The following is a 21863-nucleotide window of genomic DNA, read 5'->3' as shown; positions in this document are numbered from 1 at the left end:
ATGCTTTAAGCCTGTCTCGCTTGCGGCTTGAGCCGCACGTAAAGGGTTTTACCGACCCGCGCCACCAGGTTGCCGGCGCCGTCATGAATGTCGACCTGCAACTGCGGCAGGTATTTCTCGCCATTGGCGGTCTGCCGACGAATTTCGTCGAGCAGGGTGTCGTCGATGTTGAACCGGGCGAACACCGGGCCTTTGCCCGGCGCAATGAAATCAATGTCGGCAGCCTTGTCCCAGACGATGTACTTCGATCCGAGGTTCTCCATGAGCATCAACATGAAGAACGGATCGACCATCGAATACAGACTGCCGCCGAACTGGGTGCCGACGTAATTGCGGTTGTACCAGCCCAGGCCCATCGCGACCTGGATGTCACGAAAGTCATCGCTGATGTGCTTCACCCGGACACCGGCGCCGAAGTACGGCGGGTAGAACGTCATGATCCAGCGCATCAGCCGCGCCTTGCCAAACTGTTTGATCAGCCACTCACGCATCCGGCCGCGTCCCCAGCCCCATGGCCTGACGGGCGAACCAGCGTTTGGCCGGCGGCAGCAGATCGAGGCCGAGCAGGCCGATGTTGCGGCCCAGCGACACCAGCGGCTGAGTACTGCCGAACAGGCGCGTGACCTGATCGGAGAAGCCTACGGTGAGGTCCTGATCGAGGCGCTGACGCTCGCGATAGGCCTGCAGCGTGGCGAAATCCCCCAGTGGTTTGTCGCTGGCCAGCAGCGCGGCGGCCAAGGCATCGGCATCGCGCAGGGACAGGTTGAAACCCTGTCCGGCAATCGGGTGCAGACTATGGGCGGCGTTGCCGAGCACGGCCAGATGCGAACGCACCTGCTCTTCGGCCTCCACCAGCGACAGCGGATACAGATGCCGCGCGCCGACCTGTTTCAAAGTACCGAGGCGATAGCCGAACACACCTTGCAGCTCGCTGAGGAAATCACGATCACTCAGGTCCGCCAGACGTTGCGCGTCCATCCCCAGACGGGTCCAGACCAGCGCGCAGCGGTTTTCCGGCAGCGGCAGCAGCGCCATCGGGCCTTCGTCGGTGAAGCGCTCGAAAGCCATGCCGTTGTGCGCTTCGCTCGGGGTGATGTTGGCGATCAGCGCGCTCTGGTTGTACGGGCGCTTGCGCACGTTGATGCCCAGTTGCTCGCGCAGACCGGAACGGCCGCCATCGGCGAGCACCGCCAGATCACATTCGACCGTGGTCTCATCGTTGAGGGTCAGGCGATAGCCGTCCGGCAGCGGTTCCATGCGGATGACTTCCGCCGGGCAGCGCCAACTGATCACGTCTTTGTCGAGGTGTTGCCACAGGCTATGACCGAGCCAAGCGTTTTCCACGACATAGCCGAGCGCCGGTACGCCCTCTTCCATCGCCGACAGCCGGGCGGTGGAAAAACGTCCACGGTCGGACACGTGAATCTGCTTGATCGGCTCGGCGCGGCGGGAGATTTCCTGCCACACGCCCAGCCGCTGATAAATCTGCCGCGAGCCGAAGGACAGCGCCGACGAACGTGCGTCGTAGCTCGGCTGCCAGCTGTCGCCGGGGGCGAACGGTTCGATCAGCACGATCTTCCAGCCCCGGGCCTTGGCTCCGGCCTGCAAGGCCAACGCCAGACTGGCGCCGACCAGGCCACCACCGATGATTGCCAGATTGACCCGACTCATGCCGCGCAGGTCCGTGCTTGCGCCATCAGGGCTTCGATCTCGGCGACGGTTTTCGGCACACCGCCGGTCAGGATTTCACAACCGCTCTTGGTCACTACCACGTCGTCCTCGATGCGCACGCCAATGCCGCGCCATTTCTTCGCTACGTTCTGATTGTCCGGGGCGATGTAGATGCCCGGCTCCACGGTCAGCGCCATGCCGACTTCCAGCACCCGCCATTCGCCGCCGACCTTGTACTCGCCAACGTCATGCACATCCATGCCCAGCCAGTGACCGGCGCGGTGCATGTAAAACGCCTTGTAGGCCTCGGAGGCGATCAACTCGTCCACCTCGCCCTGCAACAACCCCAGCTTCACCAGTCCGGTGGTGATGACCCGAACCGTGGCTTCGTGCGCCTGGTTCCAGTGCTTGTTCGGGGCGATTTCGGCGAACGCGGCTTCCTGCGAGGCCAACACCAATTCGTAGATCGCTTTCTGCTCGGCGGAAAACTTGCCGTTGACCGGCCACGTACGAGTGATGTCACTGGCGTAGCAGTCAATTTCGCAACCGGCGTCGATCAGCACCAGGTCACCGTCCTTGAGCAGCGCGTCATTCTGCTGGTAATGCAGGATGCAGCTGTTGCGCCCGGCAGCGACGATCGAGCCGTAGGCCGGCATCTTCGCCCCGCCCTTACGGAACTCGTAATCCAGCTCGGCTTCGAGGCTGTATTCGTAGAGGCCGGCACGGCTGGCCTGCATCGCGCGGATGTGGGCCTGGGCGGAAATCCGCGCCGCTTCGCGCATCACCTTCACTTCTGCCGCCGATTTATACAGGCGCATGTCATGCAGCAGGTGATCCAGGGCAACGAATTCGTTCGGCGGCTGGGCGCCGAGGTGCGCCTTGGAGCGGATCACGTTGATCCAGTCCATCAGGTGACGGTCGAATTCCGGGTTGCTGCCCATGGCCGAATACACCCGGTCGCGGCCTTCGATCAGGCCCGGCAGGATGTCGTCGATGTCGGTGATGGGGAAGGCGTCGTCGGCGCCAAAGTCGCGAATCGCGCCTTCCTGGCCGGCGCGCAGGCCGTCCCAGAGTTCGCGCTCGGCATTGCGTTCACGGCAGAACAGCACGTATTCCCCGTGCTCGCGACCGGGCATCAAAACGATGACCGCCTGCGGCTCGGGGAAACCGCTCAGGTACTGGAAGTCGCTGTCCTGGCGGTAGACGTGCTCGACGTCACGGTTGCGAATGGCAACCGCGGCGGCGGGCAGGATGGCGATGCTGTTGGGTTCCATCTGCGCCATGAGTGCCTTGCGGCGACGGGCGTATTCCGCTTTCGGGATATGGATCATGGGCAGATGGCTTTCCCTGGCACGCGATCAGTGCAGCGACGGCTTGGCGGCTGGCGGCACGTCGGCTTTCTTGGTTTCGGAGAACAGCAGCAGCGGCGCTACACGCAGGTACTCCATGACTTCCATGTAGTCGCTTTCGCCGTCTTCGGATTCTTCCAGTGCATCTTGCACCTGGGAGATCGCTGCCAGATCCTGCAACACCTCGGTGGCTTCGGTGCTCAGCATGCTGCTGTCGCGGCAGTTCAGGCCGAAACCGGTGAGGAAGCCCTGGCACCATTCGCCCAGTGCGGCGGCGCGATCGGCCAGCGGCACGTCGTCGGTCGGCAACAGCAGCACGACGGTCACGTCGTCGCCGGTGAGCTCGCCCTTGACCATTTCCTGCAGGCCGATGAGCGCGTTGCGAACGTTGTCCTGCGGCTCGCTTTCGAGCAGCTCGGCGGCGTCGATCAGCCACTCTTCGGCATTGAAGCCGGCACCGGCGCAGCTGCGGCCGAGCAGCAGGCCATGCAGTTCGGCAGGCGAGACGTTGTGACCGCTGGCAGTCAGCAGGGTGGCGAAGGCTTGGTACGGAGAATTCTGAATGGGCATGGGCAGCTAGGCGCCAGACGGCGCTATGTCTAGAATGAAGGCCTTGTATCCTACATCGACAGACTCGCCAAGACCATTAAAGGCTGTCCCCCAGCCAAACCCATCAGACCGAATCAGTGGACACAATGGAAGACACCGACCTGCAAGCGCTGATGGCCAGACTCGAACTGCTGATTACTCGGGTCGAGCAACTAAAGAGTCAAAACGCACTCTTACTAGCTCAGGAAAAGACCTGGCGCGAGGAACGCGCGCACCTCATTGAAAAAAACGAAATCGCCCGGCGTAAGGTCGAGTCGATGATTTCGCGCCTCAAGGCCCTGGAGCAAGACTCATGAGTTCAAGCAATAGCGTTACCGTGCAGATCCTCGACAAAGAATATTCGATCATCTGTCCCCAGGAAGAACGCAGCAATCTGGTCAGTGCCGCGCGTTACCTGGACGGCAAGATGCGCGAGATCCGCAGCAGCGGCAAAGTCATCGGCGCCGACCGCATCGCCGTGATGGCCGCCCTGAACATCACCCACGATCTCTTGCACAAAGAAGAGCGCCCGGACATCCAGGCCAGCGGCTCGACCCGTGAACAGGTGCGTGACTTGCTCGATCGTGTCGATCTGGTGCTCGCCGACGATCCGGACATCAGCAAGGGCTGATTCGCCAGGCCGCTTGAGGTATACTCGCCGCACTCCCTGGGGTGCTTGCCAGTTGACGATGTCCCTGAGCCGATTTGCACTACCCTGGGGGTTGCACGTTGGGCTGGTGTGCATGTCCGCCAGACGGAAAGCCTTAAAGCCTACTGCATCCTCCACCTTGAACTCTCGGGTTCAAGGGCTAAGTCGACAGCGGCTCATCCGGGGAGCCTGATTCGAATCCGATGCCGGTGCATGCCGGCATCGGATTTTTTATGCGTACGTTTTCGTCCCCACCCTGCCGAAGCCGACCATGACCGAACCCGCGCTGCTGCCCCGTCCCCAACTGCGCCGCCTGCTGCGCAAGGCCCGCCGCTCCCTGACGCCAAGTCAGCAACGCGCGGCCGCCGAAGGTCTGTACAAACAACTCGCGCAGGACCCGCACTTTCGCCGGGCGAAACACATTTCCCTGTACCTGCCCACCGACGGTGAAATCGACCCGCGCCTGTTGCTGCGTGCCGCCCAGCGTCGCGGCAAAAAAACCTATCTGCCGGTGTTGAGTGCCTGGCCGCGGACCAAAATGGTCTTTCAGCAGATCCGCCCCGGCGAAAAGCTGCGGCCCAACCGTTTTCGTATTCTCGAACCTCGGGTCAATGTCGCCCGTCAGCGCAAGATCTGGGCACTGGATCTGGTGTTGTTGCCATTGGTGGGATTTGACGATGTCGGCGGACGCCTGGGGATGGGCGGCGGATTCTACGACCGCAGCCTCGCGTACCTGGCTCGCCGCCAGAACTGGCGCAAGCCGACGCTGCTGGGACTGGCCCATGAATGTCAGAAAGTCGAACGACTGGCGCAGGCCAGCTGGGATGTACCGTTACAGGGAACGGTGACCGACAAGGCGTGGTATTTCGCAGGGTAGACGCCGCGAGGGAATCAGCGGCGTCGGGAAGACGGGATCAGCGTTTGAACGCTGTCGACTGCTGTACTTGTTGCGCCACTTCAATCGGAGCATCAGCCTTGTTGGCCCACAGACTTTGCGCATAACCGGTGGTCACGACGCCAAGGCCGAACAAAATCACCAAAGTCCACAGCAAATCCGGTTTGCGTTTCATCGATTGCCCCCCTCAAGGCACATCATCACGATGACAGCAGCGGTTTCCATTCGTAGGCCGTGCAGCAGCGTCAAGCTTTAAAGGCCGGCATTTTGCGACAACGTGAACCTCTGCGCAAATGCTGGCGTCAACCGACTGTCGGTTTGTCATAAAATTGCCCGACAACCTGCCCAATGACCGTTTCAGGAGCAACCACCATGGCCTACTGGCTGATGAAATCCGAGCCCGACGAACTCTCGATCAAGGGTCTGGAAAAACTCGGCAAGGCGCGCTGGGACGGGGTGCGCAACTACCAGGCGCGCAATTTCCTGCGGGCCATGGCGGTGGGGGACGAGTTCTTTTTCTACCATTCCAGCTGCCCGGAGCCGGGTATCGCCGGAATCGGCAGGATCATCGAAGCCGCGTACCCGGATCCCACCGCACTGGAACCGGAGAGCCATTATTTCGACCCCAAAGCCACGCCGGAGAAAAACGCCTGGAGTGCGATCGATGTCGCCCATGTCGAGACGTTTGCCCGGGTGTTGAAGCTGGATTATCTGAAGCAGCAGACCGCGCTGGCCGAGATGCCACTGGTGCAGAAGGGCTCGCGGCTGTCGGTGATGCCGGTGACGGCCGAGCAGTGGGCGGCGGTTATCGCGTTGCGTTGACCGCGTCTTCGCAGGAGCCGGAAGCCGACTCCTGCGGGTCCAGCCTTACTGAATGATCAGGTTGTTGAACAACAGATCTTCAACCACCGGCTTGCCGGTCTCGTCATTCATCACTTGCTGGGTCTGCTTCAGGGCTTCCTGACGCAGCTTTTCCTTGCCTTCGATGCTGCCCATCGCGTCGGTGGTCTGCTGAGTGAACAGCGCCACCAGCTGATTGCGGATCAGCGGCTCGTTGGCCTTGACCAGTTTGGTCGCCTCGTCGCCGGTCACCCGCAACGCCACGTCGGCCTTGTAAACCTTGAGCTTCGGCGTGCCGTCCAACCCGTAGTTGCCCACGAACGGCGGGCTCAGGGTGATGTAGTTGACCTTCGGCGCCTCGCCTTCTTTGGCTTCTTCGGCCAGCGCTGCCACAGGCAGAGACAGGGCCAGCAACAACATGATCCACGCTTTCACAATTCGCTCCTTATCCGGTTTGCGGCCTAGCATAACGACCCGCCGCGCAAGCACAAGCTTATGGCGGACTATCAGGGCCGGGCATGCTCGTTGACCCGTTGACTGCCACACCTACACTTATCGGCCATCACTCCCAAAGGAATAGCCCTGATGAAAGCCGTGCTGTGCAAAGCCTTCGGCCCTGCCGAATCGCTGGTGCTGGAAGACGTCGCCAGTCCTGTCGCGAAGAAGAATGAAATCCTGCTGGGCGTGCACGCCGCCGGGGTCAACTTTCCGGACACGCTGATCATCGAGGGCAAGTACCAGTTCAAGCCGCCCTTCCCGTTCTCGCCGGGTGGCGAAGCGGCTGGCGTGGTCCGCGAAGTCGGCGAAAAGATCAGTCACTTGAAAGTCGGCGACCGAGTCATGGCCCTGACCGGCTGGGGCAGCTTTGCCGAGCAGGTCGCTGTGCCGGGCTATAACGTGCTGCCGATTCCACCATCGATGGATTTCAACACCGCCGCCGCGTTCAGCATGACCTACGGCACCTCGATGCACGCCCTCAAACAGCGCGGCAACCTGCAACCGGGGGAAACCCTGCTGGTGCTCGGTGCCTCCGGCGGCGTCGGGCTCGCAGCCGTGGAGATCGGCAAAGCCATGGGCGCCCGGGTTATCGCCGCCGCCAGCAGCGCCGAGAAACTCGCCGTGGCCAAAGCTGCCGGTGCAGACGAATTGATCAACTACAGCGAAACCAGCCTCAAGGACGAAATCAAACGCCTGACCGACGGCCAGGGCGCCGACGTGATCTACGACCCGGTCGGCGGCGATCTGTTCGACCAGGCCATTCGCGCCATCGCCTGGAACGGCCGCCTGCTGGTGGTCGGTTTCGCCAGCGGACGCATCCCCGAACTGCCGGTCAACCTCGCCCTGCTCAAGGGCGCAGCGGTGCTCGGTGTGTTCTGGGGCTCTTTCGCCCAGCGCCAGCCACAGGACAACGCAGCGAACTTCCAGCAACTGTTCGGTTGGTTCGCGGAGGGCAAGCTGAAGCCGCTGGTGTCGCAGGTCTATCCGCTGAGTGAGGCGGCACAAGCGATCAATGATCTTGGGCAGCGCAAGGCGGTGGGCAAGGTTGTGGTGCAGGTGCGCTGAAGCACCTCGGAGCCATCATTTGTTGCCGGGAGAATCCACAGCATCGCCCGGCAGCAGGTGCTCCAGAACCTTCCGGCTATCAGACTTGATAATCCGGCCCTTGTCATCGAAGCGCAGCACGAGCATCCAGTCGTAAACCTCGTCCGGCCATTTCTTCTGGCCCATCAGCGCCGTGCTGTCGCCACCGAACGCGCCAATCAGCTTGTTGATGCGCCCGTGATGCCAGGCGATCAGGATGACCGGCGCCTGATTGCTTTTGCGCAACAGCTTGACCAGTTCATGCACGTCGCCGTTGATGTAAGGCTGCTCGATAGACAGGTTCAGACGCTCGGCCAGCGGCGTCAGGGTCAAACGTGAGCGGGAGCTCTCGGGAGTGTCGCCGGCGGCAATCAGCCGTTCCGGGGTCAGCGTCTGGCCGTCGAGCTTCAATGGATTGAAATAGTCGGCATAGGCGCGGGCCCGCTCTTCGCCCCGGGCATTGAGCACCGATCCTTCCGTCGGCTTTTCCGCATGACGGATGATCAGCACCGTGGCATTGCGCAACCCGGACTGGGCAGGGTGATCGGCATAAATCAATCCCAGCGCCGCAACGGCGATAACTGCCGCCGCCAATAATCGGCGCATGAGCATGCGAACCTTCAAAGCCATCATTCATCTCTGCTGATCAGTCGGTCGACGGATCGCGAGTCTATGCCAGCCCATGTTCATAAGTGGTGAAAACGCCCTGTTCTTACAGCAGAGCGACAGGTTCGTAAAAGAACGTGCGACTTCCAACATTTTCCGCTGTTTTGCCGATGGGAACCGGTGCTATTTTCGGTAACGAAACTGTAACATTCGCATCCGCAGTCAAAACAAGAAATCTGGAGCTCTTGAATGTTTGCTTTCTTTCGACCTGCCGCACATCAGGCTCCATTGCCTGAAGAAAAAATAGACAGTACTTACCGACGCCTGCGCTGGCAGATCTTCGCCGGTATCTTCTTTGGCTATGCAGGTTACTACCTGCTGCGCAAAAACTTCTCGCTGGCCATGCCGTACCTGATCGACGAGGGTTACACCCGTGGCGAACTGGGTCTGGCGATGTCGGCCATCGCCATTGCCTACGGTTTGTCCAAGTTCCTCATGGGCCTGGTCTCCGACCGTTCCAACCCGCGCTACTTCCTGCCGTTCGGCCTGCTGGTTTCGGCGGGGGTGATGTTCATTTTCGGTTTCGCACCTTGGGCAACGTCCAGCGTGACCATGATGTTCATCCTGCTGTTCATCAACGGCTGGGCCCAGGGCATGGGCTGGCCGCCGAGCGGACGGACCATGGTGCACTGGTGGTCGCAGAAGGAGCGCGGCGGCGTGGTGTCCGTGTGGAACGTGGCGCACAACGTCGGCGGCGGTCTGATCGGCCCGCTGTTCCTGATCGGCATGGGCCTGTTCAACGACTGGCACGCCGCGTTCTATGTACCGGCGGCGGTAGCCCTGGCGGTGGCGGCGTTTGCCTTCATCACCATGCGCGACACCCCGCAATCGGTCGGCCTGCCGCCGATCGAGAAGTACAAGAACGACTACCCGGAAGGCTACGACGCCAGCCACGAAGACGAATTCAGCGCCAAGGAAATCTTCGTCAAATACGTGCTGCGCAACAAAATGCTCTGGTACATCGCCATGGCCAACGTGTTCGTCTACCTGCTGCGCTACGGCGTACTGGACTGGGCGCCGACCTACCTCAAGGAAGCCAAGCACTTCGACGTCGACAAGACTTCGTGGGCGTACTTCTTCTATGAGTGGGCGGGCATTCCGGGCACGCTGCTGTGTGGCTGGATGTCGGACAAGATCTTCCGTGGCAACCGTGGCCTGACCGGCATGGTGTTCATGGCCCTGGTGACCGTGGCGACCCTGGTTTACTGGCTGAACCCGGCCGGCAACCCGACCATCGACATGATCGCGCTGTTCTCCATCGGCTTCCTGATCTACGGCCCGGTGATGCTGATCGGTCTGCAGGCGCTGGAACTGGCACCGAAGAAAGCCGCCGGCACGGCCGCAGGCTTCACCGGTCTGTTCGGTTATCTGGGTGGTTCGGTCGCGGCCAGTGCAGCGATGGGCTACACCGTGGACCACTTCGGCTGGGATGGCGGTTTCGTGCTGCTGGTGGGCGCTTGCCTGCTGTCGATGGCCTTCCTGGCCCCGACCCTGTGGCACAAGCAAGTCGCCAGTCAGAGCCGCGAAGCAGTCGCCTGATCGGCTTTTGACTTGCAGCGCTTGAGCCGCGCCTCCAGATTCCGGTCTGGCATGGCGTGGCTGCGCAGGGCGTGGGCGGTCTGCTCGACATAATCGCGAGTGGTGCCGTAACGCCCGCAAGCGCTTTCGAACACCTGGCTCAGCACGTGATCCGGCAGATTGCCGGCATAGCTGGGCAGGTGTCGCTCCAACACGAATCCCAAGGCCTGAACCTGGCTGCCATCTTCGAGACGGCAGTTGAGCCAGTGCGGGCGATAGGACGGAAACGGCATCTCGCGCTTCCACAGCGCATACAGCGCACTGTCGAGGTTGTCTTCCGGCAACCGGTAGGCAAAGCCGCTGCACGAACCACCGCGATCCAGACCGAATACCAGCCCCGGCATTTCCGGCGTGCCGCGATGTTCATGGGACCACAGGTACAAGCCGCGATGGTAGCCATGCACCCGCCCGCGGACCCGCTCCACCGCCGAACACTCCGGCCGCCAGATCAGCGAACCATACGCGAACAGCCACACCGGTCCGCCCTTGTGGCGTGCCATGGTCGATTGCATGGAAGCGAGAAGTTGTTCGTGAGTCAGCTGCGGACCCAGATCGAGCCGCGGAGGGTAAGCCAGATTCAGAAAAGCAGATTCTATGGCTGTCATGACGGAAGTGTTCGGCCCCGCAAGTATTACAAGATGTAAGCACAATTCGCTTGATAGAACATATAGCAGTAACTGTAAAACGAAAAGTGCTAAAGGATGTATGACACCTTTGATAGCGCTAATTCGGGGTTTTCCGCGAGGGCTATCTTGTTTGATATAGCCTAATACCATTGCGCAGATATCTTAAATACCCGAATGAAATATCGTTAAGCCCTCTCTTCGTTCAGGATTCGTTCATGAAGTCCCGGGATTTTTCCTACTAAAATTTCGGACTTCCCATATTTACCGTCGCTGATCGCCTGCGTAAAACGGCTTTCCTCTGGCGCAAGCCAACCCGTTCAACCGAGGCTGCACGATGAACACAACCAGGCTTTTGGCCGCACTGTTATTGATTCAGACCGGCCAGGCAGTGGCCGCCGATGACTCGCAAGAAGACAAAGGTTTCTGGTACGCACAAACCAGTGTCTACACCAAACATTACTCACCCGACCCCGAACACAATAATCATCAGGACTTGATCGGCATTGAACGCAATCAGGCTTCCGGCTGGGTATTTGGCGGGGCAACTTTCCGTAACTCGTTCAGTCAGCGCTCCAATTACGCCTATGCCGGCAAACGCTTCGAGAGCGCCGATTATCCGGTGTACGTGAAACTCACGGGCGGGTTGCTTCAGGGCTATCGGGGTGACTACAAGAACAAGATCCCGCTCAATCACTTCGGCGTTGCACCGGTGATCATTCCGTCGGTCGGCACCCACTATGGCCCGCTGGGCGCCGAGCTGGTGTTTCTCGGCGCCAATGCGGCCATGGTGACGACGGGCGTACGCTTCTAAAGCGACTCAGGCAGGCTCAAGAGCGCGGCGCATACGCAAACACGTCGGCGCGCATCTGGTGGGCATCCATCCCGGCTTCCACCAGCGCATCCAGCGTGCCGTATACCATCGCCGGCGAACCACTGGCGTAGACATGCAGCGATTTCAGATCCGGGAAGTCCTCGCACACCGCCTCATGCAACATCCCGCAGCGCCCTTCCCAGCCGCACTGGTCGCTGACGACCTTGTGCAGGAACAGGTTGGGCAGCTTCAGCCATTCGTCCCAATGTTCGATTTCGTAGAAATCTTCCGGACGACGCACGCCCCAGTACAAATGCACCGGATGCTTGAAGCCGTTGGCCCGGCAATGTTCGATCAGACTGTGAATCTGACCCATGCCGGTGCCGGCGGCGATCAACACCAGCGGCCCGTCCGGTAATTCCGCGAGGTGAGTGTCGCCGAACGGCAATTCGACCCGCACCATCGAATTGCGCTGCAACTGCTCGATCAGGCTGAGGGCACTGGCTTCGCGCGCCAGCACATGGATTTCCAGGTCTCGCCCGCCGTGGGGCGCCGAGGCCATGGAAAAGGCTGATTTCTCACCGCTCTCGCGCTCGATCATCAGGTACTGACCGGCGTGATAACGCGGCGGCTTGCCGGCCGGCGCCCGCAGGCGCACGCGCCAGGTATCGCCACCGACGTCCCGGCATTCGATGACCTGACACGACAGGCTGCGCACCGGCAGTTCTCCCAGCGCGAGCACGCCATCCCACAGCAGGATGCAGTCTTCCAGCGGCTGCGCTATGCAAGTGTAGAACTCGCCGTGGTCGTGCACCTTGCCGGCCTGTTCGACCCGGCCTTCCACCAGCAACGCTGCGCATACATGACAATTGCCGTTGCGGCAGCTTTGCGGGCATTCGTAGCCCAGGCGCCGCGCACCATCGAGAATCCGCTCTCCGGGCCGTATCTCGAGCACCGCTCCGGAGGGCTGCAGGGTTACACGCATCAATCTATTCCTAACTGATTCCAGATGGCATCGATCCGTTGGGTGACGGCATCGTCCTTGACGATGACGCGGCCCCATTCGCGAGTGGTTTCGCCCGGCCACTTGTGAGTGGCGTCCAGGCCCATCTTCGAGCCAATACCCGACACCGGTGAAGCGAAGTCGAGGTAGTCGATCGGCGTGTTGTCGATCATCACCGTGTCGCGCTTGGGGTCCATGCGCGTGGTGATGGCCCAGATCACGTCGTTCCAGTCCCGCGCGTTGATATCGTCGTCGGTGACGATAACGAACTTGGTGTACATGAACTGTCGCAAAAACGACCAGACACCCAGCATCACGCGCTTGGCGTGGCCCGGATACGACTTCTTCATCGTCACCACGGCCATGCGGTACGAGCAGCCTTCCGGCGGCAGGTAGAAGTCGGTGATCTCCGGGAACTGCTTCTGCAGGATCGGTACGAACACTTCGTTCAGCGCCACACCGAGAATCGCCGGCTCATCCGGCGGACGGCCGGTGTAGGTGCTGTGGTAGATCGGTTTGATCCGGTGAGTGATGCGCTCGACGGTGAACACCGGAAAGCTGTCGACTTCGTTGTAGTAGCCGGTGTGGTCTCCGTACGGACCTTCGTCGGCCATCTCGCCCGGATGGATCACACCTTCAAGGATGATTTCGGCGGTGGCCGGCACTTGCAGGTCGTTGCCACGGCACTTGACCAGTTCGGTGCGGCTGTCGCGCAGCAGACCGGCAAAGGCGTATTCGGAGAGGCTGTCCGGCACCGGGGTGACGGCGCCGAGAATGGTTGCCGGATCCGCGCCGAGGGCTACGGACACCGGGAATGGCTGGCCCGGATGCTTCTCGCACCACTCACGGAAATCCAGCGCACCGCCACGGTGGCTGAGCCAGCGCATGATGACCTTGTTGCGGCCGATCACTTGCTGACGGTAGATGCCGAGGTTCTGCCGGTCCTTGTTCGGGCCCTTGGTGACGGTCAGACCCCAGGTGATCAGCGGGGCCACGTCGCCCGGCCAGCAGGTCTGCACCGGCAACATCGCCAGGTCGACGTCATCGCCTTCGATGACCACTTCCTGGCACGGGGCGTCTTTGACGACTTTCGGCGCCATCGCAATGATCTTGCGGAAGATCGGCAGCTTCGACCACGCGTCCTTCAAGCCCTTCGGCGGCTCCGGCTCCTTGAGGAACGCCAGCAGCTTGCCGATCTCGCGCAGTTCGCTGACGGACTCGGCGCCCATGCCCATGGCGACCCGTTCGGGGGTGCCGAACAGGTTACCGAGCACCGGAATGTCGTAGCCGGTGGGTTTCTCGAACAGCAGCGCCGGGCCCTTGGCCCGCAGTGTGCGGTCGCACACTTCAGTCATTTCCAGCACCGGCGAGACGGGAATCTGGATGCGTTTCAACTCTCCGCGCTGCTCAAGCTGCTGCACGAAATCCCGAAGATCCTTGAATTTCATTGACGATGGCACCCTCAAAATAGGCGTACATCCTACCTGCTATGCCGGTCGCTGGCAGCCCGTCACTGCTTACTTGGCTGCATTCACCTGGCCGTTACCCGGATTTTTGCCGGCCTGCAGGCTGACAAACAGCGGTTCGAGGATCGGCGCCACGAATCGCGCGCCGACTTCCGACAGGTGATTGTCATCCTTGTACAGCGAATAGCCGTCGAGCTCGGCTCGACACAGACCGTTTTCATCGCACAGCCGTGGCGCCGGATCGATCACCCGCACCATCGGATCCTGCGCCAGTCGGGCGAACAAGCGGCTGATGAATGCCTGGCGCTTGTCATGCTCGCCGATGGCCAGACCGACGCTATCCACCGGATGGCCCAGCATTGCAAGGCGTGTCAGGCGATACGGCGGGCTGAACGGCTGCAATGGCGCCTCTTTCACCAGCCAGACCCGATGCCCGCCCTCGCGCAATTGAGCAAGCTGCGCGCGCAGGCCTTCGGCCAGGCGTTGCTCAGCGACGGCCCGGTCGTATTTGCCGTCCGGTTTTCTGAGCGCATGATCGAGATCGCCTTTGCCGTCGCCATACAGATAGAGGCTCCAACGTGCGACCAGCACCACATCGCTGAGACGTTGCGCGCTCAACCGCTGCTCGACACGCCGATTGAAATGCGTGCAGGCCGCATCGGTTTCCAGCCCTTCGACCGGAATACAACCGGCAGAGCTGGCGAGGATCACGCTGACGCCATGGGCTTGCGCACCGTCCTCCAGCACTGGAATGAATGCTGTAGCGTGGCTGTCGCCCCAAACCATTGCCTGGGCTGGCAGGTTTTCCACGCCGTAATGGCAGAACAACTTGTCGTCCGGTGCCTTGTCATCCGTCAGGCACGCCATCAGCTCCGGCCGCCACTCGTGGCCCTTGGCGTATTGCAGCGCCTGTTCGGACAGACGCGACGGCAAGCCATCGGTCCAGCGCAGGGCTTGCCCGGCCAGTCCGAGCACCAGGATGCCGCAGAAACCGGCGAGCAGAACCTGTCGACGCCCGGCCAGCAGGCGACGCTCGCGGAACGGCGTTTCGACGAACTTCCATGAAAGGTAACCCAGCACCAGCGTCAACAGGATCAACCCTGCGATGTCCAGTGCACCCGGCTCCTCGACGCTGGCATAGCTGGAAAACACAAACACCGGCCAATGCCACAAGTACCAGGAATAGGAAATCAGGCCGAGGCCGACCATCACCCGACTGCTCAGGAATTGACCGATCAGCGTCTCTCGATGACCGTTGGCCAGGATCAGCGCCACCACGCCCAGCACCGGCAGCAGCGCGGCGACACCGGGAAATGGCGTGCGTTTGTCGTACCCGAAGACGGCCAGCAGGATCAGCGTCATACCGAGCAGGCTCAGCCACTGCGCGGCCATCGGTTTGAGGCGCCATGAATGTCGCGGCGCGACGGCAAGCATCGCACCGGCCAGCAACTCCCACGCCCGCATCGGCAACAGGAAGAACGCCTTCTCCGGATAATGCTGGACCGCCCAAACGCTCAGCCCGAAGGACAGCAGCAATACGCCGGACAGCGCCAGTCGCCAGTGTTTCAGTCGGCTCGACAGCAAGGTCAGCAACAGCGGGAAAAGGATGTAGAACTGCTCTTCCACCGCCAGCGACCAGGTGTGCAGCAGCGGCTTGAGATCCGACGCGACGTCGAAATAGCCGTCCTGACGCATGAACAGAATGTTCGAAACGAAGGTCACCTGGTAACGCACCGAGCGCCCGAGTTCCTCGTAGTCCTTGGGTGCCAGCAGGAACCAGCCCACCGCCAGTACCGCGATGATCATTGCAAACAGCGCCGGCAGGATCCGCCGGGCACGCCGGGCCCAGAACTCGACGAAGCTGAAGCGCCCGGCCTGGCGCTGGTTCCAGATGATCGAGGTAATCAGGTAGCCGGAAATCACGAAAAACACGTCCACACCGACAAATCCGCCGGTGAATCCCGGGACGCCAAAGTGGAACAGCACCACGGCAATCACTGCGACTGCGCGCAAGCCGTCGATATCCCTTCGATAAGCGAGAGTGCTCATAAATCCTTGATGCCAATCAGATGGTTATTTTTTGTACAGCCGCGGGGGCTGCCTGTTGTTTTGCCAACACACTGACCTTACCAGATCGCAAACCTCCCAAAGCCCGGACAAAAAACGGGCAAAAAAATGGCGCCCCCTGAGGGACGCCATTTTCAGACTCGACCGACGATGTTACTTGCGCTTCATCGACAGGAAGAATTCGTCGTTGGTCTTGGTCGTTTTCAGCTTGTCGACCAGGAACTCGATGGCCGCCACTTCGTCCATCGGATGCAGCAGCTTGCGCAGGATCCACATGCGCTGCAGTTCGTCGTCGGCGGTCAGCAACTCTTCACGGCGAGTGCCGGACTTGTTGATGTTGATGGCCGGGAACACACGTTTCTCGGCGATGCGACGGTCCAGAGGCAGTTCCATGTTGCCGGTACCCTTGAACTCTTCGTAGATCACTTCGTCCATCTTCGAGCCGGTTTCAACCAGCGCGGTGGCGATAATGGTCAGCGAGCCGCCTTCTTCGATGTTGCGCGCAGCACCGAAGAAACGCTTCGGCTTCTCCAGGGCGTGGGCATCGACACCACCGGTCAGCACCTTGCCGGAGCTCGGGATCACGGTGTTGTAGGCACGGGCCAGACGGGTGATGGAGTCGAGCAGGATCACCACGTCCTTCTTGTGTTCGACCAGGCGCTTGGCCTTCTCGATCACCATTTCAGCAACCTGCACGTGACGGGTCGGCGGCTCGTCGAAGGTCGAGGCAACCACTTCGCCGCGCACGGTGCGCTGCATTTCGGTCACTTCTTCCGGACGTTCGTCGATCAACAGCACGATCAGGTGAACTTCAGGGTTGTTACGGGCAATGTTCGCTGCGATGTTCTGCAGCATGATCGTTTTACCGGCTTTCGGCGGTGCAACGATCAGACCACGCTGGCCTTTGCCGATCGGGGCGCAAAGGTCGATCACACGACCGGTCAGGTCTTCGGTGGAACCGTTGCCGGCTTCCATCTTCATGCGCACGTTCGGGAACAGCGGGGTCAGGTTCTCGAAGAGAATCTTGTTCTTCGCGTTCTCAGGACGATCGAAGTTGATCGTGTCGACCTTGAGCAGGGCGAAATAACGCTCGCCTTCCTTCGGCGGCCGGATCTTGCCAACGATGGTGTCACCGGTGCGCAGGTTGAAACGGCGGATCTGGCTCGGCGAGACGTAGATGTCGTCAGGGCCGGCGAGGTAGGAAGCGTCAGCGGAGCGCAGGAAGCCGAAGCCGTCCTGGAGAATCTCCAGCACGCCATCACCGGAGATTTCCTCACCGCTTTTAGCGTGCTTTTTCAGCAGGGAGAAAATCACGTCCTGCTTGCGCGAACGGGCCATATTTTCTATGCCCATCTGTTCGGCCAATTCGAGCAGTTCGGTAATCGGCTTTTGCTTGAGTTCAGTCAGATTCATATAGGAATGACGTAATCATTTATGGAGGGGGGGAAATTAAGCTTTTGGCTTAATGAGGCCGCGCCGCGGAGAAGGCGACAGGATCGCGTACTTGTTCGAAAAGGAGTGCGTCGGCGACGGCTAGCAGGGGGCAGTGGAGAAACCAGTGCGGGGCCGAATGTATCACCTGAGTTTCGGAGCGTCTAGCCCTGAATACGCAAAAAGCCCCGCAATTTGCGGGGCTTTTTGAGGACAATCTTTACCGCGACGCTTAGATGTTGGCGTCGAGGAAAGCAGCCAGTTGCGACTTCGACAGAGCGCCGACCTTGGTCGCTTCTACGTTGCCGTTCTTGAACAGCATCAGGGTAGGAATACCACGTACGCCGTGCTTGGCCGGGGTTTCCTGGTTTTCGTCGATGTTCAGCTTGGCAACGGTCAGTTTGCCTTTGTAAGTCTCTGCAATCTCGTCCAGAACCGGAGCGATCATTTTGCAAGGGCCGCACCATTCAGCCCAGTAGTCGACCAGGACAGCGCCTTCGGCCTTGAGTACGTCGGCTTCGAAGCTAGCGTCGCTAACGTGTTTGATCAGATCGCTGCTCATGGAATTCTCCAGGTTGTAAGCAAAAAAACGTGGCCCATCATAGCCGCCCTTCCCTTGTTCAGGAAGCCGCAGATGATTGAGTCTTGCTATGGCACTCGATGAGTTTGGGTATAGCTCAAGTCACGCGCCGGCGGGGGCGATGAAGGAAATTCCGGTGCGCAGTGCCGCGTTGCGCACGTGTTCCTGCATGGCTTTCTGCGCGGCTGCAGAGGCCCGGCGGGCCAGGGCGCGGAGGATCTTGCGGTGTTCCTGCCAGGTTTCCATGGCCCGTTCGGCGCGGATGAACGGTAGCTTCTGGCTCTCCAGAAAGATGTCGGCGCTGGCGGTGAGGATGCTCAGCATCGCCTGATTGCCGCTGGCCCGCAGGATCCGCTGGTGGAATTCGAAGTCCAGTTTCGCCGCCGCCTCGAAGTCGCCGGCTCGCAGTTGCTCGCGCATGGCGGCGACATTGTCTTCCAGCTCGTCCAGATCGAACGTGCTCAGCGTCACCGCCGCCAAGCCGGCCGCAAAACCTTCCAGCGCATAGCGCAGCTGAAAGATTTCCAGCGGCGAGGCCTGGGCTGCGAACGGCCAGGCCGGCGCGCCCTCCCCGCGCGGCAACTCCACCGGCGACTGCACGAATACGCCCTTGCCCGGCTGGATGCTGACGACGCCCAGCGCACTCAAAGACGACAACGCTTCGCGCAACGACGCCCGGCTGACCCCCAGCTGCACCGCCAGATCCCGTTGCGAGGGCAGCGCATCGCCGGGGCCGAAACCCTGCTCGGTAATCAGTTTGCGGATCGCTTGCAGCGCCACTTCGGGTACCGCGCGGGAGATCGAGTTCATGGTTTTCCAGACGGACCAGGCCAAGGTGCGGCCAGTTGTAATGCTATTCGAGACATCAGGCAAGTCGTGCCCCAGTGGGGTTCGACAGTGCGCATCGATGCGCTATCGCAGTGCGAAACCCGACCTGACTGTTCAGACCAGTAAGACCGAACAAACCCGCCAAACCCGTGGCTTTGCGGGGCCAGACCGCTGGCTTGGCACGGCCCGTGCTCTGTCCGATCGCAGATTTCACTTCCCGCCGATCCGGAGATTGTCCATGTCGAAGCGTTACAGCGCCCTCCTCGCCGCCCTGTTTGCCGGTCTGATGCTGAGCCAGGCCCCCGCCCATGCCGACGGTCTGGACGACGTGGTCAAACGCGGCACCTTGAAAGTCGCCGTGCCTCAGGACTTCCCGCCCTTTGGCTCGGTCGGCCCGGACATGAAGCCGCGCGGCCTCGATATCGACACCGCGAAGCTGCTGGCCGACCAGCTCAAGGTCAAACTCGAGCTGACCCCGGTCAACAGCACCAACCGCATCCCGTTCCTCACCACCGGCAAGGTCGATCTGGTGATTTCCAGCCTTGGCAAAAATCCTGAACGCGAGAAGGTCATCGACTTCTCCCGCGCCTATGCGCCGTTCTACCTCGCTGTGTTCGGCCCGCCAGACGCAGCCGTCAGCAGCCTGGACGACCTCAAGGGCAAGACCATCAGCGTCACCCGTGGCGCCATCGAAGACATCGAACTGACCAAGGTCGCCCCCGAAGGCGTGACCATCAAGCGCTTCGAAGACAACAATTCGACCATCGCCGCCTACCTCGCAGGCCAGGTCGATCTGATCGCCAGCGGCAACGTGGTGATGGTCGCAATCAGCGAAAAGAGCCCGAAGCGCGTACCGGCGCTGAAAGTGAAGCTCAAGGATTCGCCGGTCTACGTCGGCGTGAACAAGAACGAGCCGGCGTTGCTGGGCAAGGTCAACGAGATCCTGGCCAGCGCCAAGGCTGACGGCGCGCTGGAAAAGAACGCGCAGACCTGGCTCAAAGAGCCGCTGCCGGCCGACCTCTGACCGGCGACGCGGGAGACTTTCATGGCCTATCAGTTCGATTTTTTGCCGGTGGTGGAAAACACCGACCTGCTGTTGCGCGGGGCGCTGTTCACCCTTGAGCTGACGGCCATCGGCGCGCTGTTTGGCGTAGGCGTGGGCATCGTCGGGGCCCTGGTACGGGCGTGGAACATCCGCCCGTTCTCGGCGATTTTCGGCGTGTATGTGGAGTTGATCCGCAACACGCCGTTCCTGGTGCAACTGTTCTTCATCTTCTTCGGCCTGCCGTCCCTCGGCGTCCAGATTTCCGAGTGGCAGGCGGCGGTGCTGGCGATGGTGATCAACCTCGGCGCGTACTCGACCGAGATCATCCGCGCCGGCATCCAGGCGATTCCGCGTGGGCAACTGGAAGCAGCGGCCGCGCTGGCGATGAGCCGTTTCGAAGCGTTCCGCCACGTGGTGCTGCTGCCGGCGCTGGGCAAGGTCTGGCCGGCCCTGAGCAGCCAGATCATCATCGTCATGCTCGGCTCGGCGGTGTGTTCGCAGATTGCCACCGAGGAGTTGAGCTTCGCCGCCAACTTCATTCAGTCGCGCAACTTCCGCGCTTTTGAAACCTATGCCCTGACCACCCTCATTTATCTGTGCATGGCGCTGCTGATCCGTCAGTTACTGAACTGGCTCGGCCGGCGCTACCTGTCGAAAAGCAGCGCAAGGAGCAGCCAATGAGCGACTTCACGTTCTGGGACATCCTGCGCAACCTGCTCACCGGCCTGCAGTGGACGTTGGCGTTGTCGCTGGTGGCGTTCATCGGCGGCGGGATTGTCGGGTTGCTGATCCTGATCATGCGCATCTCGAAAAACCCGCTGCCGAGCAGCATTGCCCGCACCTGGATCGAACTGTTCCAGGGCACGCCGTTACTGATGCAGCTGTTTCTGGTGTTCTTCGGCGTGGCGCTGGCCGGGGTGGAGATTTCGCCGTGGATGGCGGCGGCAATTGCCCTGACGCTGTTCACCAGCGCCTATCTGGCGGAGATCTGGCGTGGATGCGTCGAGGCGATTCCCGATGGCCAGTGGGAAGCTTCGTCGAGCCTGGCGCTCAATCCGCTGGAGCAACTGCGCTACGTGATCCTGCCGCAGGCGTTACGTATTGCCGTGGCGCCGACCGTGGGCTTTTCGGTGCAGGCGGTCAAGGGCACCGCCGTGACCTCGATCATCGGTTTCACCGAACTGACCAAGACCGGCGGCATGCTCGCCAACGCCACCTTCGAACCGTTCATGGTCTACGGCCTCGTTGCCGCCGGCTACTTCCTGCTCTGCTACCCCCTGTCCCTCAGTGCGCGCTATCTGGAAAGGAGACTGCATGCCTCTGCTTAGAATTTCCGCCCTGCATAAATACTACGGCGATCACCACGTGCTCAAAGGCATCGACCTGAGCGTCGAGGAAGGTCAGGTGGTGGCGATCATCGGCCGCAGCGGCTCGGGCAAATCCACCCTGCTGCGCACCCTCAACGGCCTGGAATCGATCAATGACGGCGTGATCGAAGTCGACGGCGAATACCTCGACGCCGCCCGCGCCGACCTGCGCAGCCTGCGGCAGAAAGTCGGGATGGTGTTTCAGCAGTTCAATCTGTTCCCGCACCTGACCGTTGGCGAAAACGTGATGCTCGCGCCGCAAGTGGTGCAGAAAGTACCCAAGGCCAAGGCTGCGGAACTGGCGCGGCAGATGCTGGGGCGCGTCGGTCTGGGCGAGAAATTCGACGCCTTCCCGGATCGTCTCTCGGGTGGCCAGCAACAACGCGTGGCGATTGCCCGGGCGCTGGCGATGTCGCCCAAGGTGCTGCTGTGCGACGAGATCACCTCGGCGCTGGACCCGGAACTGGTCAACGAAGTGCTCAGCGTGGTCCGCCAGCTCGCGAAGGAAGGCATGACCCTGATCATGGTCACCCACGAAATGCGCTTCGCCCGGGAGGTCGGGGACAAACTGGTGTTCATGCACCAGGGCAAAGTGCACGAGGTGGGCGACCCGAAGGTGCTGTTTGCCGACCCGCAAACGCCGGAGCTGGCGAACTTCATCGGAACTGTGGAAGCGACTGCCTGAAAATACTCTCAGCGCCGGTAAAGGCCTCATCGCTAGCAGGCTAGCTCCCACAGGGCAGCGCATTTCAATGTGGGAGCTAGCCTGCTAGCGAATGGCCGCGCCGCGGTCTTGAGACTTTATGCGCTGAATCAAGGGTT

The 21863-nt window shown here is 61.1% G+C and carries 25 protein-coding genes and 1 other RNA gene; 12 read left to right on the top strand and 14 right to left on the bottom strand.

Features of this window, described 5'->3' with window-relative positions:
- Positions 1 to 5: 5 nt before the first annotated feature.
- The 4 genes from OQ248_RS11995 to OQ248_RS11980 are packed head-to-tail and all read right to left on the bottom strand — an operon-like array spanning position 6 to position 3590.
- Complete coding sequence (locus OQ248_RS11995; RefSeq protein WP_265812931.1) at positions 6 to 491, bottom strand: DUF4442 domain-containing protein; 486 nt, start codon at positions 489 to 491, stop codon at positions 6 to 8.
- Positions 484 to 1671 carry a 2-octaprenyl-6-methoxyphenyl hydroxylase gene (ubiH, locus tag OQ248_RS11990; RefSeq protein WP_085708972.1) on the bottom strand — a complete coding sequence of 396 codons (1188 nt, stop codon included), beginning with the start codon at positions 1669 to 1671 and terminating at the stop codon, positions 484 to 486. The genes OQ248_RS11995 and ubiH overlap by 8 nt, the downstream gene beginning before the upstream one ends.
- Positions 1668 to 3002 carry a Xaa-Pro aminopeptidase gene (gene pepP, locus OQ248_RS11985; protein WP_039765352.1) on the bottom strand — a complete coding sequence of 445 codons (1335 nt, stop codon included), beginning with the start codon at positions 3000 to 3002 and terminating at the stop codon, positions 1668 to 1670. Before pepP ends, ubiH begins: the two co-directional genes overlap by 4 nt.
- A gap of 27 nt (positions 3003 to 3029) precedes the next feature.
- Positions 3030 to 3590, bottom strand: coding sequence for a YecA family protein (locus tag OQ248_RS11980; RefSeq protein ID WP_085708970.1), 561 nt, complete (start codon positions 3588 to 3590; stop codon positions 3030 to 3032).
- 125 nt (positions 3591 to 3715) lie between these two features.
- Here OQ248_RS11980 and OQ248_RS11975 point away from each other — a divergent pair, with 125 nt between their 5' ends.
- The 4 genes from OQ248_RS11975 (at position 3716) to OQ248_RS11960 (ending at position 5134) form a co-directional block, all read left to right on the top strand.
- Positions 3716 to 3925, top strand: a complete 210-nt coding sequence (locus OQ248_RS11975) for a TIGR02449 family protein (RefSeq protein WP_007940359.1) — start codon at positions 3716 to 3718, stop codon at positions 3923 to 3925.
- Positions 3922 to 4239: a cell division protein ZapA gene (locus OQ248_RS11970; protein ID WP_007967943.1), complete on the top strand. Its 318-nt coding sequence runs from the start codon at positions 3922 to 3924 to the stop codon at positions 4237 to 4239. Before OQ248_RS11975 ends, OQ248_RS11970 begins: the two co-directional genes overlap by 4 nt.
- Before the next feature lie 30 nt (positions 4240 to 4269).
- Positions 4270 to 4448, top strand: a non-coding RNA gene (gene ssrS / locus OQ248_RS11965) — 6S RNA.
- A gap of 80 nt (positions 4449 to 4528) precedes the next feature.
- Positions 4529 to 5134 (top strand): 5-formyltetrahydrofolate cyclo-ligase, encoded by a 606-nt coding sequence (locus OQ248_RS11960; RefSeq protein ID WP_134828460.1) that lies wholly within the window; start codon positions 4529 to 4531, stop codon positions 5132 to 5134.
- Positions 5135 to 5171: 37 nt separating this feature from the next.
- Here the strand turns inward: OQ248_RS11960 and OQ248_RS11955 are convergent, their stop codons facing one another.
- Positions 5172 to 5327, bottom strand: a complete 156-nt coding sequence (locus tag OQ248_RS11955; RefSeq protein WP_007911192.1) for a hypothetical protein — start codon at positions 5325 to 5327, stop codon at positions 5172 to 5174.
- A gap of 197 nt (positions 5328 to 5524) precedes the next feature.
- Here OQ248_RS11955 and OQ248_RS11950 point away from each other — a divergent pair, with 197 nt between their 5' ends.
- Positions 5525 to 5974 carry an EVE domain-containing protein gene (locus OQ248_RS11950; RefSeq protein WP_265812930.1) on the top strand — a complete coding sequence of 150 codons (450 nt, stop codon included), beginning with the start codon at positions 5525 to 5527 and terminating at the stop codon, positions 5972 to 5974.
- Between the two features lie 45 nt (positions 5975 to 6019).
- On the opposite strand, the gene OQ248_RS11945 is transcribed toward OQ248_RS11950, so the two are convergent.
- Positions 6020 to 6427 carry a flagellar basal body-associated protein FliL gene (locus OQ248_RS11945; protein ID WP_065259922.1) on the bottom strand — a complete coding sequence of 136 codons (408 nt, stop codon included), beginning with the start codon at positions 6425 to 6427 and terminating at the stop codon, positions 6020 to 6022.
- Positions 6428 to 6577: 150 nt separating this feature from the next.
- Between OQ248_RS11945 and OQ248_RS11940 the strand changes: the two genes are divergently transcribed.
- The gene (locus OQ248_RS11940) at positions 6578 to 7555 is read left to right on the top strand and encodes an NADPH:quinone oxidoreductase family protein (RefSeq protein WP_265812929.1); all 978 of its coding nucleotides are present in this window, start codon (positions 6578 to 6580) and stop codon (positions 7553 to 7555) included.
- A 15-nt stretch (positions 7556 to 7570) separates the two neighbouring features.
- Here OQ248_RS11940 and OQ248_RS11935 read toward each other — a convergent pair whose 3' ends face one another.
- The gene (locus OQ248_RS11935; RefSeq protein ID WP_265812928.1) at positions 7571 to 8203 is read right to left on the bottom strand and encodes a flagellar basal body-associated protein FliL; all 633 of its coding nucleotides are present in this window, start codon (positions 8201 to 8203) and stop codon (positions 7571 to 7573) included.
- A gap of 225 nt (positions 8204 to 8428) precedes the next feature.
- On the opposite strand from OQ248_RS11935, the gene glpT reads away from it, so the two are divergent.
- A complete protein-coding gene (glpT, locus tag OQ248_RS11930; RefSeq protein WP_085708965.1) occupies positions 8429 to 9778 on the top strand; it encodes a glycerol-3-phosphate transporter in 1350 nt (449 codons plus the stop codon).
- Here the strand turns inward: glpT and OQ248_RS11925 are convergent.
- Positions 9754 to 10422, bottom strand: coding sequence for a gamma-glutamylcyclotransferase (locus OQ248_RS11925; RefSeq protein ID WP_085708964.1), 669 nt, complete (start codon positions 10420 to 10422; stop codon positions 9754 to 9756). The genes glpT and OQ248_RS11925 overlap by 25 nt on opposite strands.
- 355 nt (positions 10423 to 10777) lie before the next feature.
- Between OQ248_RS11925 and OQ248_RS11920 the strand changes: the two genes are divergently transcribed.
- Positions 10778 to 11254: a sn-glycerol-3-phosphate transporter gene (locus OQ248_RS11920; RefSeq protein ID WP_265812927.1), complete on the top strand. Its 477-nt coding sequence runs from the start codon at positions 10778 to 10780 to the stop codon at positions 11252 to 11254.
- A 16-nt stretch (positions 11255 to 11270) separates the two neighbouring features.
- Here the strand turns inward: OQ248_RS11920 and OQ248_RS11915 are convergent, their stop codons facing one another.
- The 6 genes from OQ248_RS11915 to OQ248_RS11890 form a co-directional block, all read right to left on the bottom strand.
- Positions 11271 to 12239, bottom strand: coding sequence for a CDP-6-deoxy-delta-3,4-glucoseen reductase (locus OQ248_RS11915; protein WP_085708962.1), 969 nt, complete (start codon positions 12237 to 12239; stop codon positions 11271 to 11273).
- The gene (gene ubiD / locus OQ248_RS11910; protein ID WP_265812926.1) at positions 12239 to 13705 is read right to left on the bottom strand and encodes a 4-hydroxy-3-polyprenylbenzoate decarboxylase; all 1467 of its coding nucleotides are present in this window, start codon (positions 13703 to 13705) and stop codon (positions 12239 to 12241) included. The genes OQ248_RS11915 and ubiD overlap by 1 nt, the downstream gene beginning before the upstream one ends.
- Before the next feature lie 69 nt (positions 13706 to 13774).
- On the bottom strand, positions 13775 to 15772 hold the full coding sequence (locus OQ248_RS11905; protein WP_265812925.1) for an acyltransferase family protein: 1998 nt from the start codon (positions 15770 to 15772) through the stop codon (positions 13775 to 13777).
- Between the two features lie 171 nt (positions 15773 to 15943).
- Positions 15944 to 17203 carry a transcription termination factor Rho gene (rho, locus tag OQ248_RS11900; protein WP_007951825.1) on the bottom strand — a complete coding sequence of 420 codons (1260 nt, stop codon included), beginning with the start codon at positions 17201 to 17203 and terminating at the stop codon, positions 15944 to 15946.
- A 250-nt stretch (positions 17204 to 17453) separates the two neighbouring features.
- A complete protein-coding gene (gene trxA / locus OQ248_RS11895) occupies positions 17454 to 17783 on the bottom strand; it encodes a thioredoxin TrxA (protein ID WP_003206727.1) in 330 nt (109 codons plus the stop codon).
- A gap of 120 nt (positions 17784 to 17903) precedes the next feature.
- Positions 17904 to 18611: an FCD domain-containing protein gene (locus OQ248_RS11890; protein ID WP_265812924.1), complete on the bottom strand. Its 708-nt coding sequence runs from the start codon at positions 18609 to 18611 to the stop codon at positions 17904 to 17906.
- Between the two features lie 256 nt (positions 18612 to 18867).
- Here OQ248_RS11890 and OQ248_RS11885 point away from each other — a divergent pair, with 256 nt between their 5' ends.
- From OQ248_RS11885 to OQ248_RS11870, 4 genes are read left to right on the top strand one after another with little or no spacing between them, the layout of a single operon-like run.
- Positions 18868 to 19653 carry a transporter substrate-binding domain-containing protein gene (locus OQ248_RS11885; protein WP_265812923.1) on the top strand — a complete coding sequence of 262 codons (786 nt, stop codon included), beginning with the start codon at positions 18868 to 18870 and terminating at the stop codon, positions 19651 to 19653.
- A 21-nt stretch (positions 19654 to 19674) separates the two neighbouring features.
- The gene (locus OQ248_RS11880; RefSeq protein ID WP_039765327.1) at positions 19675 to 20355 is read left to right on the top strand and encodes an amino acid ABC transporter permease; all 681 of its coding nucleotides are present in this window, start codon (positions 19675 to 19677) and stop codon (positions 20353 to 20355) included.
- Positions 20352 to 21002, top strand: a complete 651-nt coding sequence (locus OQ248_RS11875; RefSeq protein ID WP_265812922.1) for an amino acid ABC transporter permease — start codon at positions 20352 to 20354, stop codon at positions 21000 to 21002. Before OQ248_RS11880 ends, OQ248_RS11875 begins: the two co-directional genes overlap by 4 nt.
- Positions 20989 to 21726 (top strand): amino acid ABC transporter ATP-binding protein, encoded by a 738-nt coding sequence (locus tag OQ248_RS11870; protein ID WP_265812921.1) that lies wholly within the window; start codon positions 20989 to 20991, stop codon positions 21724 to 21726. Before OQ248_RS11875 ends, OQ248_RS11870 begins: the two co-directional genes overlap by 14 nt.
- The last annotated feature ends 137 nt before the right edge of the window (positions 21727 to 21863 follow it).

Source organism: Pseudomonas sp. COW5, from assembly GCF_026240005.1.
In the GTDB taxonomy this organism is placed as follows: domain Bacteria; phylum Pseudomonadota; class Gammaproteobacteria; order Pseudomonadales; family Pseudomonadaceae; genus Aquipseudomonas; species Aquipseudomonas kribbensis.
Note: the sequence above shows the minus strand (reverse complement) of the source record. Positions and strands in the feature narration are given on the sequence as shown.

Coding starts and splice junctions, on each gene's coding strand:
- OQ248_RS11880 (WP_039765327.1), top strand. CDS start 19,675: ATGGCCTATCAGTTCGATTTTTTGCCGGTGGTGGAAAACACCGACCTG.
- OQ248_RS11960 (WP_134828460.1), top strand. CDS start 4,529: ATGACCGAACCCGCGCTGCTGCCCCGTCCCCAACTGCGCCGCCTGCTG.
- OQ248_RS11885 (WP_265812923.1), top strand. CDS start 18,868: ATGTCGAAGCGTTACAGCGCCCTCCTCGCCGCCCTGTTTGCCGGTCTG.
- OQ248_RS11915 (WP_085708962.1), bottom strand. CDS start 12,239: ATGCGTGTAACCCTGCAGCCCTCCGGAGCGGTGCTCGAGATACGGCCC.
- OQ248_RS11870 (WP_265812921.1), top strand. CDS start 20,989: ATGCCTCTGCTTAGAATTTCCGCCCTGCATAAATACTACGGCGATCAC.
- OQ248_RS11975 (WP_007940359.1), top strand. CDS start 3,716: ATGGAAGACACCGACCTGCAAGCGCTGATGGCCAGACTCGAACTGCTG.
- glpT (WP_085708965.1), top strand. CDS start 8,429: ATGTTTGCTTTCTTTCGACCTGCCGCACATCAGGCTCCATTGCCTGAA.
- OQ248_RS11905 (WP_265812925.1), bottom strand. CDS start 15,772: ATGAGCACTCTCGCTTATCGAAGGGATATCGACGGCTTGCGCGCAGTC.
- OQ248_RS11890 (WP_265812924.1), bottom strand. CDS start 18,611: ATGAACTCGATCTCCCGCGCGGTACCCGAAGTGGCGCTGCAAGCGATC.
- OQ248_RS11970 (WP_007967943.1), top strand. CDS start 3,922: ATGAGTTCAAGCAATAGCGTTACCGTGCAGATCCTCGACAAAGAATAT.
- OQ248_RS11950 (WP_265812930.1), top strand. CDS start 5,525: ATGGCCTACTGGCTGATGAAATCCGAGCCCGACGAACTCTCGATCAAG.
- OQ248_RS11925 (WP_085708964.1), bottom strand. CDS start 10,422: ATGACAGCCATAGAATCTGCTTTTCTGAATCTGGCTTACCCTCCGCGG.
- OQ248_RS11940 (WP_265812929.1), top strand. CDS start 6,578: ATGAAAGCCGTGCTGTGCAAAGCCTTCGGCCCTGCCGAATCGCTGGTG.
- OQ248_RS11935 (WP_265812928.1), bottom strand. CDS start 8,203: ATGGCTTTGAAGGTTCGCATGCTCATGCGCCGATTATTGGCGGCGGCA.
- OQ248_RS11980 (WP_085708970.1), bottom strand. CDS start 3,590: ATGCCCATTCAGAATTCTCCGTACCAAGCCTTCGCCACCCTGCTGACT.
- trxA (WP_003206727.1), bottom strand. CDS start 17,783: ATGAGCAGCGATCTGATCAAACACGTTAGCGACGCTAGCTTCGAAGCC.
- OQ248_RS11920 (WP_265812927.1), top strand. CDS start 10,778: ATGAACACAACCAGGCTTTTGGCCGCACTGTTATTGATTCAGACCGGC.
- OQ248_RS11955 (WP_007911192.1), bottom strand. CDS start 5,327: ATGAAACGCAAACCGGATTTGCTGTGGACTTTGGTGATTTTGTTCGGC.
- rho (WP_007951825.1), bottom strand. CDS start 17,203: ATGAATCTGACTGAACTCAAGCAAAAGCCGATTACCGAACTGCTCGAA.
- ubiD (WP_265812926.1), bottom strand. CDS start 13,705: ATGAAATTCAAGGATCTTCGGGATTTCGTGCAGCAGCTTGAGCAGCGC.
- pepP (WP_039765352.1), bottom strand. CDS start 3,002: ATGATCCATATCCCGAAAGCGGAATACGCCCGTCGCCGCAAGGCACTC.
- OQ248_RS11875 (WP_265812922.1), top strand. CDS start 20,352: ATGAGCGACTTCACGTTCTGGGACATCCTGCGCAACCTGCTCACCGGC.
- ubiH (WP_085708972.1), bottom strand. CDS start 1,671: ATGAGTCGGGTCAATCTGGCAATCATCGGTGGTGGCCTGGTCGGCGCC.
- OQ248_RS11995 (WP_265812931.1), bottom strand. CDS start 491: ATGCGTGAGTGGCTGATCAAACAGTTTGGCAAGGCGCGGCTGATGCGC.